Annotated in this window: 13 protein-coding genes; 3 read left to right on the top strand and 10 right to left on the bottom strand. The window is 39.1% G+C overall.

Annotated elements, in window-relative coordinates:
- Positions 1 to 163: 163 nt before the first annotated feature.
- From CD03_RS0101360 to CD03_RS0101380, 5 genes are all read right to left on the bottom strand, one after another.
- On the bottom strand, positions 164 to 1,570 hold the full coding sequence (locus CD03_RS0101360) for a HAMP domain-containing sensor histidine kinase (RefSeq protein ID WP_027292096.1): 1,407 nt from the start codon (positions 1,568 to 1,570) through the stop codon (positions 164 to 166).
- Positions 1,571 to 2,275 carry a response regulator transcription factor gene (locus tag CD03_RS0101365; RefSeq protein WP_027292097.1) on the bottom strand — a complete coding sequence of 235 codons (705 nt, stop codon included), beginning with the start codon at positions 2,273 to 2,275 and terminating at the stop codon, positions 1,571 to 1,573.
- Positions 2,276 to 2,314: 39 nt separating this feature from the next.
- On the bottom strand, positions 2,315 to 2,941 hold the full coding sequence (locus CD03_RS0101370) for a VanZ family protein (protein WP_027292098.1): 627 nt from the start codon (positions 2,939 to 2,941) through the stop codon (positions 2,315 to 2,317).
- 317 nt (positions 2,942 to 3,258) lie between these two features.
- Complete coding sequence (locus tag CD03_RS0101375) at positions 3,259 to 4,032, bottom strand: nitroreductase family protein (RefSeq protein WP_027292099.1); 774 nt, start codon at positions 4,030 to 4,032, stop codon at positions 3,259 to 3,261.
- 39 nt (positions 4,033 to 4,071) lie between these two features.
- Positions 4,072 to 4,821 (bottom strand): EFR1 family ferrodoxin, encoded by a 750-nt coding sequence (locus CD03_RS0101380; protein ID WP_027292100.1) that lies wholly within the window; start codon positions 4,819 to 4,821, stop codon positions 4,072 to 4,074.
- Between the two features lie 109 nt (positions 4,822 to 4,930).
- Between CD03_RS0101380 and CD03_RS0101385 the strand changes: the two genes are divergently transcribed.
- On the top strand, positions 4,931 to 5,455 hold the full coding sequence (locus CD03_RS0101385; protein WP_027292101.1) for a TetR/AcrR family transcriptional regulator: 525 nt from the start codon (positions 4,931 to 4,933) through the stop codon (positions 5,453 to 5,455).
- A gap of 44 nt (positions 5,456 to 5,499) precedes the next feature.
- Positions 5,500 to 5,637: a hypothetical protein gene (locus tag CD03_RS37640; protein ID WP_156042714.1), complete on the top strand. Its 138-nt coding sequence runs from the start codon at positions 5,500 to 5,502 to the stop codon at positions 5,635 to 5,637.
- Position 5,638: 1 nt separating this feature from the next.
- On the opposite strand, the gene CD03_RS38190 is transcribed toward CD03_RS37640, so the two are convergent.
- The 5 genes from CD03_RS38190 to CD03_RS0101420 all read right to left on the bottom strand — a co-directional run bounded on the left by CD03_RS38190 (position 5,639) and on the right by CD03_RS0101420 (position 11,815).
- Positions 5,639 to 6,436: an ATP-binding protein gene (locus tag CD03_RS38190; RefSeq protein ID WP_161597447.1), complete on the bottom strand. Its 798-nt coding sequence runs from the start codon at positions 6,434 to 6,436 to the stop codon at positions 5,639 to 5,641.
- Between the two features lie 494 nt (positions 6,437 to 6,930).
- Positions 6,931 to 7,659 carry a LytR/AlgR family response regulator transcription factor gene (locus CD03_RS0101400; RefSeq protein WP_334291627.1) on the bottom strand — a complete coding sequence of 243 codons (729 nt, stop codon included), beginning with the start codon at positions 7,657 to 7,659 and terminating at the stop codon, positions 6,931 to 6,933.
- Positions 7,628 to 8,230: a uridine kinase family protein gene (locus CD03_RS31945; protein WP_052377607.1), complete on the bottom strand. Its 603-nt coding sequence runs from the start codon at positions 8,228 to 8,230 to the stop codon at positions 7,628 to 7,630. Before CD03_RS31945 ends, CD03_RS0101400 begins: the two co-directional genes overlap by 32 nt.
- Before the next feature lie 583 nt (positions 8,231 to 8,813).
- Positions 8,814 to 11,135 (bottom strand): FtsX-like permease family protein, encoded by a 2,322-nt coding sequence (locus tag CD03_RS0101415; protein WP_027292103.1) that lies wholly within the window; start codon positions 11,133 to 11,135, stop codon positions 8,814 to 8,816.
- Complete coding sequence (locus tag CD03_RS0101420) at positions 11,132 to 11,815, bottom strand: ABC transporter ATP-binding protein (protein WP_027292104.1); 684 nt, start codon at positions 11,813 to 11,815, stop codon at positions 11,132 to 11,134. The genes CD03_RS0101415 and CD03_RS0101420 overlap by 4 nt, the downstream gene beginning before the upstream one ends.
- Before the next feature lie 550 nt (positions 11,816 to 12,365).
- On the opposite strand from CD03_RS0101420, the gene CD03_RS0101425 reads away from it, so the two are divergent.
- On the top strand, positions 12,366 to 14,153 hold the full coding sequence (locus CD03_RS0101425; protein WP_242849057.1) for a leucine-rich repeat domain-containing protein: 1,788 nt from the start codon (positions 12,366 to 12,368) through the stop codon (positions 14,151 to 14,153).
- The last annotated feature ends 5 nt before the right edge of the window (positions 14,154 to 14,158 follow it).

Genomic DNA, 14,158 nt, shown 5'->3' on the forward strand with positions numbered 1-14,158 from the left:
CTGCTTTCTCTCTAATTTTCAATTTTTTGTCGTTCTAAAGATTTTAAAAAATAGGTTTCACCTTCAGCAGAAAAAAGGTTGACAGCTACCATAAATACATGATAACCTGTCAACCTTAATCACACTTTCATTGAACCTTATTTATCCTTAATACCCAGCTTTTCTAATCTTTTGGAAAAGAAATATGAAACACTGTACCTGTTCCCAGCGAACTTTTCACGATAATTGTTCCTCCATGTATTTCTACGATCTGCCTGGCTATTGCCAGACCCAGTCCGGTACCTTCCGTCTTTTGCGCTGTATTGGTTCCCCGGTAATACCGCTGAAACAGATTGGACACTTCGTCCTCCGTCATACCCTCTCCGTCATCGGAAAGGAGAATCCCGATATTTTCATCTATTGTAATATGTATCTCCACTTTCGTAGTGCTGTTTCCATGTACAAATGCATTTATAATCAGATTGCTAAATGCCCTCTTCAACAGTTGATGATCAAAGTCAAATCTCAGTTCGGAAATACCACTGTCAAAAACGATTTCATTGGATGCATATTCAGGTGAGTTTAAAATATCTATGGATAACTCCTTTAGAAATCTGATCAGATTATCATTTTGCCGTTGAAAGGGCAGCATCCCATTTTCCAGTTGATACGTTAACTTCAAATCATTAACCAGCGTGTTTGCATATTCTATATTCCGAAGCATAATAGAAGCATATTTTTGTATTTGTACCTGAGAAGGAAGTTGCCCGTCATGTGCCAGAAGTTCCGCATATCCTTTGATTGGTGCCAGCGGCGTTTTCAAGTCATGGGTTATATTTGTAATCCACTCTTCCCGCATGATATCTGTTTTCTTCTGTATCGCATCACTGACATGAATTTGTTCATTAAGGGTATTCAAGCTCTTATAAACATCCGAAAATGTTCCATTCTTTTTGATGGGCAGATACTCCCTCTTTGCAATATCACCCACTGCCACTGTTATCCTGGAGATGAATTTCGTTACCCAATACCCATATCCGATTCCGGAAATCAATATGATTAAAAACAAAATACCTGCTGCAGAAAGTATAATCGTTTTTCCCCCAGTAAATTTGCTCCCATCAAGAAACATCGTTACAGTTGAGATGGAAACAGGAAAATGTATGATGTAAATAAACTCATCCGTCTTGTTTGTTACGGTTCCCAGATATACCGTTCCATCTGTTACATATCCCTGACCGGATAATCTCAACAGTTCCGCATTGGAATAATGATTTTGCTGATTTTCCGGTTCCTGGAAACCATAAACCCTGTTCCCCTCCCCGTCCAATACCTGCATCCACAATTTCTGTTCCTGAAGCTGTACCATTGCGGATTGTTTTATACGTGGTTTATCATTAATAAAAATAATCTGATCCGCAAAATCTTCCGTATATGTTTTTGGAAAATCGCTCCTGATATATGTACCATTTGGCTCCCGGACCGTAATCAGGGAATCACAAATGCCTATTCCGGCTAGCATCAGAATAAAAATGACAAGAAAAAAGGCAACGTACGTCTGCAATATTGTTCTATAACCAGATTTCCCCATCTATTCCACTCTTTCCAGAAGTTTATATCCTAACCCTTTTATCGTAATCAATTGCTTTGGTTCTGAAGGGTTTGTTTCTATTTTTTCTCTCAGATGCCTGATATGGACCATTATCGTATTATCACAAATACTGCTGTATTCACCCCAGATCTGCTCATAAAGGCGTTCTTTGCTTATGATTTTATTCTTGTTTTGTACAAGAAATGAAAGCAGTAAGAATTCCCTTCCCGTTAAATTCAGTTCTTTTCCTGAATTATAGGCATGGTTGCTTTCCATATCCACACTCAGTCCACCCGCCGTATATACCATATGATTTGCCTTAGAAGTGCAGGCGCAATATCGCTGCCTGCGTAATTGTGCCTGCACACGGAAAGAGATTTCTCTGGGGCTGAACGGCTTTGTAATATAGTCATCTCCGCCGTTGGATAATCCCAGTATCTTGTCTATATCATCATTTTTAGAAGATAAAAATAAAATAGAGCAATAAGAAAAACTGCGGATTTGCTTACATACTTCGATACCGTCCAAATCCGGCAGCATAATATCAAGTATGACCACGTCCGGTTCAAAACATTTGCACAGGTTCACGGCGTCCCTGCCGTTATATGCCTTTCTTATATTTCGAAATCCATCGCCTTTTAAGACTTCCTCTATTAGATCTGTTATATCTTTTTCATCATCAACTAATAAAATTTTACTATCCATTATTTTCCCTCCCCTGTTAATTACAAAATGAAAGCCAGATCAGATATTGTAAAGTATCTTCACTAATCCAAACTCATTAAATAATAAAAACCTTCCAAGAAACATAACACCCATATAGATAATCGGTTCGTATCTGCTATAATCTGAACGCTTTTGATCCCATTTTGTAATTTTAATAAAGAATAAAAATAATAGATAACCTAAGATTGTACCAAGTGTATTCATAATCAGATCATCCACATCCGTTCGCCTATGGTTGCACAACTGGCTGATCTCAATCAGCAGGGAAAAACAAAATCCATATAACAGCATATACGGGAACTTCCCGGTTTTCGGCCATATGACAGGCATCAGAAATCCAAGCGGAACAAACAGCAGGATATTCAGCAGATAACCCGAGAGATCTATATTCTTAGAAAATGGTAATAAATTGACCTCATTTGCCCGTACCTCTATTCCATACATCTTTAAATCGAACAGCGTACCTGCCCCGGTCAGATAAAAGACTGCATAAATATAACATGTAAATAGGAGAAGCAGAACAAAATAACTCTTTGTACCTGCAATGCCTTTTTTCTTATATTGTTTATTTCTTATTATGTAAAGGATTAAAAGGGGGGTTAAGACCGTTAGAAATTCATAGAGTTTTAAAATATTCTCATTCATTTGTACTCTCCTTTTCGTTTTTCATAAGACTGGCGATCAATTATCAAGAGTATGATTCCATGAAGACTTGATTAATATAAATATAATAACCTATAAACCTTAAACTAATTTTTATTTTATCTTAATTAACCTTATTTTATAGGGAGAATACTTATCTGTATACTTTATTTATGTGGAGAGCCATTCGCTCTATAGCAGTTCAGGTACTCCTCTTTTATCTGCGCCGTATTAATTCATAAAAAAAAGGCTGTCTGAAACAGCCTTAATTTAACTTTCCCTTGTCTTTCACTGTGAGAAATGAATAGAAATGTATGAAACTACAAAAACCGTATCTTCGCTGCCTCTTTCTGTGCAGTTCGGTGATATGTTACTCCCGAATACCCCAGAACCAGCGTAGCGATAACTCTGTTTTTGCGTTTTAAGCCAAGTGCCTTGCGTAATGAATGGGACATATTTGCAGCCATGCAGAAGAAGCCGCTGTATAGCACACCCAATCCGTTGGCCTCTGCCATAAGAGCCATGTTAGAGGCGGCAAGTGCTCCGTTTATTTCATCTTTCGCCACAATCACAATTACAGCTGGTGCCTTATTAAAGAAAAAGTGGTCATCAATTTCCTTATTTTTTGCCATGGGATTCACAAGCCGAGCAAATGGCAGCAGCCTTCTAAAAAAACGGACTGCCATTTTTTCATAACGCTCTATATGGTCCTTTAACACGATATAGGATACATCCTGTGCATTTTCCCCGCTTGGTGTCAAGCGCCCGGCCTCTATAATCTGTGCAATCACTTCTGGAGCAACCGGCTGATTTTTAAACTGCCGTATGGTTCTTCTGGTTCTGATAGCATCCAGTAATTGCTGCGGATCTAATACAGTGGGCTTTTTAAATTCCATTGGCGGCTCATCAAAACCCGTCATGGAAACTGCCGCCTTGGGACAGACAGCGACACAATGCCCGCACTTGATGCATGCCTGGGATTCAATAACCGCTTTTTTATTTGTAATTGAAATATTGCTTGCCGGACAATCTCTGCGGCACATACCGCATCCGATACACTTTGCAGTGTCTACCTCAATTCTATGCTCTTTCATAATACAATCTACCTTTCCCTATCATACTTTCTAATTATTTCATTCTTCCATAATGTAATGGCGATGCCGGCCTTTTGAAGACTTCTTATATTCAATAGCCTCTACCGGACATCCTGCGATACATGCCATGCAATGGGTACAATTTCCTTTCCATAAAGGTTTGCCATTTATCATAACAATATTGTTTAAAGGGCACCTGCGGGCGCATTTTCCACAGGAAATACATTCACTGGATGCAGTGAATCCCCTGTCATGTACAAGGAGTGGATAATATATGCCATTAACCGGACCGCTTAATATTTTGTCTCGAAACGATATTGCCGGTTCCGGGAATTTTTCTCCTTTTTGTATCTGTATGGCAAGTTTTGAAATTGCCGGTTTCGCAGCTTCTACAATATTTTTACACTCCTGTTCACTAGGTGTTGGGAACATCGCCACATAATTCTCCGGCATAGTGATCGAAGCAATTCCATTAAATTGCATCTTTTTTTCTTTGCAGATCTTTTTTGCGTAAGCATTTGCATTTCCGCTGCTGCCATCGCAGGTAAGAACAAAATAGGCATTTCGATTTCCCGCGAAATCAGTCTCATCAATCCATTGTTCCACCACTTTTGGCATACGCCAGGCATAAGTTGGCGTTACAAACACCAGGGGCTTTTTTGATTGGAACGTATTTTTTTTACCCTTCTTCAAACAGTTATTAATGGAAATCATCTCATCACTGGTGGTTTCAGCAATCATCTTAGCCGCTAATTGACTGTTCCCGGTTCCGCTAAAATAGAAAATCATATTTTCCTCCTCTTGACATTTATAGAAACGTTTAATATGATATAAATTGTATCACATCAATCCTTCCTGTCAACTATCCAACCTGATACAAAATAAGGAGAAATGTTTCATGGACAAGAGAAAAATAGCAAATCAGTTAGTGAAAGACCGGCTGCTGTCCGCACTGGTTGCCCTCATGCAATACAAAGACTGGTCTAAAATTACAGTAACAGAATTAATTAAAGACTCCGGCGTTGCCCGGGCTTCTTTTTATCGTAATTTCAAATCAATTGAGGAACTTGTTGAGTATGGGCTCCATCAAATGACACTCAGCTACCACGAGGGAAGTCCCTCCCCGGTGGAAGACTTTCATAGTTGGGATCTGATGCGTTACAAGTTTCGGTTTTATGGAGAACACGCAGCACTTATCCTGGCTTTTCACCGTGCAAAATCTTCAATTTCCCTGCTTGATGTGGTCACAGACTGTGTGATTGAAGCACATGGAGATATGCCCGCAAGTTCCATCCTGAAATATGAACTATATTACCATGCCGGGGCATTTTACAACATGGTGCTGTGCTGGCTGGAAGGTGGGGCGAAAGAATCACCGGAAGCGATGGCAGATGAATTTTTGCGTATTACAAATAATTCCTGATACAATAAATACTAATAATCAAATGCAAAGTTACGGAGCACTTTATGAACTTAAGAACAATTATGGTATTTCCAGATTTCAAAAATATGGACTCGTTTAGTACCATCGTTCATAAAGTATCCGTTGAAATGATTGGGGAAAATCAGGAATCCGTGATTATAATAGAGAAGCATTTATATTGAATCACCCGATTTTAACCCCCTCAAAGGAAAGTGTAATGATTGTACGATAAATGTGCTCTTCATATGAGGACTGCAGCACCCCATCATATTTTAAAACAGCCGATTCAATATTCTTCATCCCGTACCCATGCAGTGTCTTATCTTCTTTTGCTGTATTTCGTTCCCCATCACTGTTGTATTCCGGCTGAAGGCTGCTGTTTTCCAACTTTATAATCAATATATTCTGAATGCGTCTGATGGTCAGATAAATAAAGGGAGACTCCTGCGTTCCCATTCCTGCCGCTCTTTCACATGCCTCGATTGCATTGTCTAAAAGGTTCGAGAGTATGGTACATAGATCATTGGGCCGGATATTTGTATTATTGGGAAACTCAATATTCATCTCCATTTGGATACCTTTTTCTTTAGCCTTTGAATATCTGCTGTTAATAATATAATCTACGGTTTCGTCCCCGATCCATATAACAGACGCAATCTCTTTTAGCGGTTCACTTAGATTTTCAATATATTTTACCATATCTGTGTCCTTGCTTTTATTTGCCATTTGCAGCATGATCTCTAAATGTCTGTGAAAATCATGGAAAAGTTTAGCATTAACAGCGTATGCCTGATTTAGAGCAGAATAGTTTTTTTCAAGCAGTTCTTTCTGCATATTAATTGTTGAAATATATTCCTTTTCTTTTTGATATCTAATATGGCTGTACACCAGAGAAATCCGCAAAAAGATCACAGCAAGCAATATTCCCCAAATAATAAAAACCGTAGACTTGTCACCTATGGAAAAAGTTTTGTAACTCAAAAATGAAATCCCCATAAAACCAACTATAGGCGTTCCGTAAATAGAATTATAGTAAGGCTTTATTTCTTTTAAAATGCGTTTATTTCCAGGAGACAGCAACATCCAGATATAAAAAAAGATTTTTAAGCTGATCCAGATACATACACACATAATTAGGGATAGTTGTAAAAATTCTTTTAATAATAACCAAACCACAGTATCAAACAAATATATTATACTCAAACATAAACAGACGGAAGAGATTAGAAGTTTTGGCTTTACCCGTAACAAATATTTTGATAATCCCGCAACAGCTATGACAAGAATAAGCTGTTCCACTTCAAAGATCTGGAAAAAACTCTTCCATAGACATAAACAGACAGCGAGTCCAGCACTTGCCGCACATCTTGGAAATGATAAGGCTCTGCCTTTTTCCTCAGTAAACAAAATTTCACTCCAGCTGATACACAGGACTATATTCATAAACAAAATCAGAAATTTCAGTACGAAATTCATCATATACGTTTCCCCCAATAGGAATTCAGCGCAATTTTTACCCCCTGTAAATGGGATCTGCTGATTGGTAATTCTATTTGATTCTTTAGATAAATCATACTATTTTTTATTTGCGTTACTTGTATCAGATTTACGATACATCCCCGTTCAACAAAAATAAACTCTTCCGAATCCAGTTCTTCATGAACAGTCTGAAGACTTCTCCTCACCTTTATGACACCATGGAAAGTCGTTATTGCAGAATTCTTTCCATCTCTCTGAATATAAAGAATATCCTGAAATCTTACTTTCTCCATACGATTTGCCGTCAAAACTATATAATTTTTATTGCTCTCCAGCATAATTAATTTCAGAGCATCTGTCACTGCATACGTCAACCTTTTCTCCAGATCATCTTTTGGCACATAGCGGAAAATAGATAGCTCAAAACTATCTATTGCATACTTAATATGGGAAGTGATGAAGATCACCCGCATATTTGGCAGCTTAGGTTTTATAGACTGCACAATCTCCATACCGCTTATATTTGGCATCTCAATATCCAGTAAAATCAAATCGTAGAAAAAATCATCTTCTAATATATCCGATAAAAGCATCTCTCCATTGGAATAAGTGATAATATCTGCAATGCATTTCATCTGGCTAATACATTCCTGTAAAATCTCCTCGTTTCTGTGAATAGAATCGGACTCATCATCACAAATGGCAATTCGAATCAATCTGTTCACCTCCGGCTAATTCACCCCGAACGATATGTCCAATTCCGATAACAGCCTTTTCCGTAGCAGCCATTCCATTAATTATGAAGTCGGCTTTCCACTTTGTCGGTTCTACGTATTCATTATGGCGATACCTGACCAGTTCCAGATAAACTTCTGCAATTTCTTCAAAGGATTTGCCCCATGACATGTTTCTTCTCAATCTTCGGATGATTCTTTCGTCTGCGGGACAATCCACATAAAGTTTCAAATCAAGCATATCAAATATGTTTTTCTCCCATAACGTCAAAAGCCCTTCTATCAAAATAACATCATATCCCCCGGAATCCATATGGATTAGCAGATCTGAATACACGCTTTTCAAATCCATAGTATCCGGATGATTATCGTCTATATACTCTTTGCCGCTGACCGGCGCTTTAGAAACAGGGCGTTCAGTCTCCGGTTTGAAATAATCATCCATATGTATTTCTATTACCTTTAATCCCTGTTTTCCCAGAAATTCCGCAAGCTGCTCACAAAAAGCAGACTTCCCGCCGGCAGTTCCTCCTGCTATGCCAATTACATAACAAGTTTTCATTCTCACACTTTCCTCCTTTTAAACAGGCTGTTTAAAAACCTGGCACATTATGAGCTGCTCATAATATGCCAATCTATTTGTTTTTTTCAGTATATTTCATTTTTATTAATAATTCCAGCACTATTTTATAATTTCCAGAAACTACAGGATAACTTATCTGCATAGATAACTTGCTATATTTTTACCTCTATAATAACTAAGCCACCGATAGGTTGATTTTATAATAGCATTAAAATCCTGTCAATTAGAAACCGTTAGGAATATCCAAAGAGATATGATAAAATAATTACGCTCATTTGCAGCCGTCTCATGTTAATCTGCGTTGCTTGCCGCAACGGTACTTTTAACATAAATTGTACTAGGTATAATTATTAGTATAATTGTGATAAATATCATTATGATAATCGTTAGTATGGTTTCTTTTAACATCTATGACAGTAAAGGGAAAGTGGCCGTTATAGCTCAATCTGAGATGGTGTTTCCAGACGAATAATATTTTAAGTTTATAAACCGTTTGAAAAGTTCAATATAACCGGTCCTCGTTGGAAACTATCAGACTGGTTATATAGACATTTATTTTCTATTACTGGGCATTAACCACATTTACAATACTCAGCTTCTCAATCTTTTTCGATGGTGAAATGACTGCTATAAATGTTGTAAGAGCAGAGGCTGCAATTGTTACCCCCAATACCAGAAACGGCGGCTGCCACTCCACTCCCCAGTTTTCAGTAACCATCATGGTAAATACCATTTTGTGACATAACATACCTAATATACATCCTGCCAGACTTCCTACCACTGCATAAGAAGCAGCTTCTGCCCAAACCATACGCTTTAATTGTCTGGCACTCATACCTACCGCACGCATCATTCCATATTGGTTGATACGGCTGGAAACGCTGCCATTTACTGTATTTACTATATTCAGCAGAGCTACAAAAGCAATGACCATTAAGAATCCATACACAAATACCGACATTGACAGATAAGCTGCCTGCACATCCTGGTTCGCACTCCGTTTGTCCAGCAAGGAAACCTGGGATCCCCCCGCTATTTGGCGGATTTTTTCATCCAGGTCAGAGGGGGCGTTTGCATTTACCTGTACATCGATAATGGTGTAATCACTGGATCCGGTCAACGACGTAAACGTATTTTCTGAACAGATTACAGCCTGTTCCCCCGCAGCTCTGTCATAAGGGGCATCTGCTAAGATGCCTGCAACACGCAATGAAGTTTCACCTTTTGGTAAGTTTACAGTGATCGAATCACCCACATGCCAGTTCTGTTCCTCCGAGTATATGACCAAAACTCCGTCTCCATCCTTCGCATCTTCTATATTTCCCTCAATCAGCTGATCTTCTACCCAATCGAACTGATACTGTTCATGAGAGATCAGCATAGCAGTATTGACGTGATCTCTTCCAGTTACCGGAATGTTGTATGCAAACATACGGCCATATGTTTTTTTGACGCCATCCAATTCACTGATTTCTTTGGCCAGGTCATGCTTAATGGACGGTGCATTTTCTTCAGCCAGTATACTGATATCCGGAGCATAAGGCCGAAGGGGATTCAGTGCATGGTTCATAAACGTGATCAGAACTGTAAAACACAGGAATAAAACAATACTGATGGCAAATGATCCGGAAAGTAAAAATGTATTCTTGCCGCTCTGGAACGCATGGTTCACCCCCATCCCGGTCTCCACGTGAAAGAGACGGGTATTTGCCGCTTTTCCGGCTGCTTTCATTCCACCTACGCTGCCAGTCAGTGCTGCCTGAGGCGAAACTCCTGCTGCTTTTTTACATGGAGTATTGGATGCCAGCATGACCGTCAGAAAACCAACACCCGCACCCGCTAAAAGTGCAGGCACACTGATCTGAAACAGTGGCATTTCCGCAAAAAATGCTGCGTTAAAAAATTTTAGGTAAGCTGATGCCGCCCACATCATAAGCGTACCACCCAGTAATCCAATTGGAATTCCAACTGCACACAGGCGGAGCCCTTCCAGCCTCACATAACGTTTTACCTGCTTTTTCGTCGCCCCCAGACAGCGCATCATCCCGAAAAACTGTACACGCTCCGTCACCCGCATTGTAAAGCTGCTGGAGATCATAAAAGTACCTGCACAGAGTATCAGCACAAACAAAATACCTGCTACAAGATACAACTGGTACATTCCACTGTCATTTCCCTGTCCCAGTAAACCAAGCAGCACCCGGTTCGTACCTACCTGATCATCGGACAATCCATAATCTGTTTTTATTTCCTGTATCGCCTGGCGCATGTTGGCACCTTTTTTAAACTGGATGTAATATACCCCATACACATCACCAGTTGATAGTCTTAAAATTCCTTCTGTAGTAAGGTAAATGGCATGCCGGTCAAAAGACTTCAGGGAAACAAAATCGCTGCTGATGCCAGTAATTTTAAACTGGCGTACAGTTCCATCTGCCAGGGTAATATCTGCCGAATCACCCACTGAATATCCCAGCTTCTGCATTGCTGACCTGTCCATCATTATTTCTTCCGGAGATTCTGGAAAACGCCCTTCTGAGGCTTCCATATTCATCTCCCTGGAAATTGCCTCGTCGCCGCCGGAAATACGTACCTCCACATCTCCGGTTTTTCCGCTCTCAATTTCATAAAACCAGCCGGAAACTGCCACATCCGGTCTTTCACCAATCTGTGTGGCAATTTTAGAATCGGGGTTCATAACCGCAGCATGATAATTACCATAAGTCTTAATCTGTTCATTCATTTGTGTCTTCACGCTCATTTCAGCCATGCCGAATACTGCCACAACTAACAGTACGGATACGGCAATACAGGTGATGGTTAAGCGATTCTTCTTTTTATGCACTTTTGCATATTCAGAAATCAATCCAAGATAGCTTTTCACTCTGCATACCCCCCTAAATCAGTGAGTACCCCGTCCGATACCCGTAATACCCGATCTGCTGTGGAAGCTATACTGCGGTTGTGGGTAATCATCAGGATCGTCTGGCTGTACCGCTTGGATGCTGACTTAAGCAGGGAAATTACTTCACTGCTGTTTTGCGTATCCAGGTTTCCTGTTGGTTCATCAGCCAGAATCATCATCGGACGGGTAATGAGCGCCCGCCCGATGGCGACACGCTGCTGCTGTCCGCCGGATAATTGGCGGGGTAAATGATTGCGTCTTTCTTTTAAAGACAAAACCGACAGCAATTCTTCCACATAATCCTGATCCGGCTTTTTATAATCCAAAAGCAGGGGAAATATCATATTTTGTTCAACAGTTAACTCCGGAATCAGATTGAAAGCCTGAAATATAAATCCAATATTCCGCCTCCGGAAAATCGTAAGCTTTTCATCATCCATCTCCAGAATTTCCCTTCCGTCAATCTGAATACATCCAGAGGTAGGCGTGTCCAGAGCCCCAATCATATTCAGCAGTGTACTTTTTCCTGATCCGGATTCACCCACCACGGCTACAAACTGACCCTTCGGGACAGAAAAAGATACATTTTTCAGCGCCTCCACTGCAGTCTCCCCGCTCCCGTATGTTTTGTATAATTCCTTTACTTCCAATAAATTCATTTTAAAATCCACCTTTCTAAAGCATGTTTAACAGGCTTTCATTCGATGGGTATAGTATAACATAGCTACCTTGCATAGAGGTGACTCTTAGATTACACATGTGTAAGATTCCTAGAGATAATATATCTTCATATAAGTCCTCAAATGCTGATATTTACTGGCTTTATATCCTCTGAGAATTACACAACATATTATAACTGGTATATATTTACACGGTGTAATGGTGTAAAATATGGTGTAAAACAACGTAGTTTTAACATTTACACCATTTAGGCTTCCAGAATACCAATTCTAATCATATTTTTTTCTACGCGATCAACATTTACATGGTTATAAACATCGTTAGCAGTCCTGAGAAATGGAATGAAAAAGTAATTATACCTGCAATACTATATGTAGCACAGCAACAGGATCAAAAAATAAACGAATTAACTGAAAAGATTAATTCGTTAGAGTATACTCTCAGAGAAAAATAAATTTACAGTTGTAAAATCCTTCCTATTAATCTATAATTTAATTATAAGAAAGGGAGGAAAATAGTGTGGAAAGTATGAAAAAAATAATTTCAAGTGCTTTTCTTATTATGTTTTTGTTTGTTTTATGCATAATACCTGCTCAAGCAGAAGAAGAAACAAAAACTGTCAAAATCGGTAATAATGTGCACGTTACAATCAATGAAAAAACTCAAGAAGCTATTATTTCAGGATCAGGAGATACATTTAATTATGATCAAGATGGTTTTGATACAAGTGGAAGATATGAAAATCCTTTACGACGCGGAAAACACTATAAACTAATAATTAATGAAGGGGTTACTAGTATTGGCGATTATCTTTTCGCAAATATTAATCCTATAGAGGGAATTGATATACCTAAAGGAGTTACTCGCATTGGTAAATACGCAATAAGTGGAATTGATATTATGTATGTGAAGTTACCTGACACTTTAAAAATAATCGAAGAATACGCTTTAGCCAGTCTTCCAAATGTAAAACAATTAAATCTTCCAGCGGGATTGACTTTTATTGGTAAAAGCGCCTTTTCTAATATGGGCATAACAGAGATAAAAATACCAAGTAAAATCAAAACCATTGAGGATAATACTTTTAACTCATGTACAAGTCTAACAAAAATAGAATTACCACCTACAATAACTTCAATCGGGAGAAATGCCTTTTGGTATAGTCAAGCATTGACAACGATTAATCTACCTAACAGTTTGAAAACTATAGGAGAAAATGCCTTTGAGGGTTGTATTTTATTAACAGATATTAATATTCCCGGATCAATGCAAACCATAGGAACTAACGCTTTTGCTGGCTGTCGTAGACTCTTCAATGTAACAATGCAAGAAGGAGTACGCACAATAGCAGGTAATGCCTTTGACGGTTGCATTCGATTACAAACAATGACTCTACCATCAACAATCCAATCAATCGGTAGTTATGCATTCAATCAATGTACGAGGCTTCGTAGCGTGATTGTTCGTAACGACAATGCTAAGCTCGGTTCAGGAGTATTTAACGGATGCCCAGTAACACTATCAGCATCCAAAGGTTCCAGAGTCCAGGCATACGCAAAGAGCAACGGAATAGGTTTCCAAGACAACGGCAGTTATGCTATACCATTTGTAACACAGGAATATATTTCAGGCAGTTTCAGATACAAAGTCCTGACATCAGGCTCAAACGGTGGCACAGTCCAAGTAATCGCCCCAATAAACAACAAGAAAACGAAACTCACGATTCCAGCTACAGTAAAACTCAACACCTACAACTTTACGGTAACAAGTATCGCAAAGAACGCTTTTAAATCAAACAAGAAACTTAAATCTGTTAATATCGGCAAATATGTTACATCAATCGGAGACAGAGCATTCTACAACTGTTCAGCGCTTACAACCTTGAAATTCGGCAATAAAGTCAATGAAATCGGGAAAGCTGCATTCCGTGGCTGCTTCAATCTTAAAAAGGTAAAGTTACCGACTAGAGTTACGACAGTTAAAGATGAACTGTTCTACGGATGTAAGAGGCTGACGAATGTGACGTTGGGGAATAATACAACTACTGTCGGGAATAGTGCTTTTTCGGGATGTACCGGATTAAAGAGTATTACTATTCCGTCTAAGGTTAAAACCATTGGGAACAAGGCATTTTACAACTGTAAGAACCTGAAAAAGATAACGGTTAAGGGAACTGCGTTGAAAAAGGTTGGCGGGTCTGCGCTGAAGAAGATAAACAGTTGGGCTACGATCAAGGTTCCTAAGAGCAAAGTGAGTAAATACACGAAACTGTTTAGGGGTAAGGGACAGAGCAAGACGGTTAAGGTGAGTAAATAGGTAAA

Origin of the sequence: Robinsoniella sp. KNHs210, from assembly GCF_000686105.1 — a bacterium.
In the GTDB taxonomy this organism is placed as follows: domain Bacteria; phylum Bacillota; class Clostridia; order Lachnospirales; family Lachnospiraceae; genus Robinsoniella; species Robinsoniella peoriensis.

What these genes read in the sequence shown, in the direction of transcription:
- CD03_RS0101360 (WP_027292096.1), bottom strand. Translation starts at nt 1,570, where the DNA reads ATGGGGAAATCTGGTTATAGAACAATATTGCAGACGTACGTTGCCTTT.
- CD03_RS0101365 (WP_027292097.1), bottom strand. Translation starts at nt 2,275, where the DNA reads ATGGATAGTAAAATTTTATTAGTTGATGATGAAAAAGATATAACAGAT.
- CD03_RS0101370 (WP_027292098.1), bottom strand. Translation starts at nt 2,941, where the DNA reads ATGAATGAGAATATTTTAAAACTCTATGAATTTCTAACGGTCTTAACC.
- CD03_RS0101375 (WP_027292099.1), bottom strand. Translation starts at nt 4,032, where the DNA reads ATGAAAGAGCATAGAATTGAGGTAGACACTGCAAAGTGTATCGGATGC.
- CD03_RS0101380 (WP_027292100.1), bottom strand. Translation starts at nt 4,821, where the DNA reads ATGATTTTCTATTTTAGCGGAACCGGGAACAGTCAATTAGCGGCTAAG.
- CD03_RS0101385 (WP_027292101.1), top strand. Translation starts at nt 4,931, where the DNA reads ATGGACAAGAGAAAAATAGCAAATCAGTTAGTGAAAGACCGGCTGCTG.
- CD03_RS37640 (WP_156042714.1), top strand. Translation starts at nt 5,500, where the DNA reads ATGAACTTAAGAACAATTATGGTATTTCCAGATTTCAAAAATATGGAC.
- CD03_RS31945 (WP_052377607.1), bottom strand. Translation starts at nt 8,230, where the DNA reads ATGAAAACTTGTTATGTAATTGGCATAGCAGGAGGAACTGCCGGCGGG.
- CD03_RS0101420 (WP_027292104.1), bottom strand. Translation starts at nt 11,815, where the DNA reads ATGAATTTATTGGAAGTAAAGGAATTATACAAAACATACGGGAGCGGG.
- CD03_RS0101425 (WP_242849057.1), top strand. Translation starts at nt 12,366, where the DNA reads ATGAAAAAAATAATTTCAAGTGCTTTTCTTATTATGTTTTTGTTTGTT.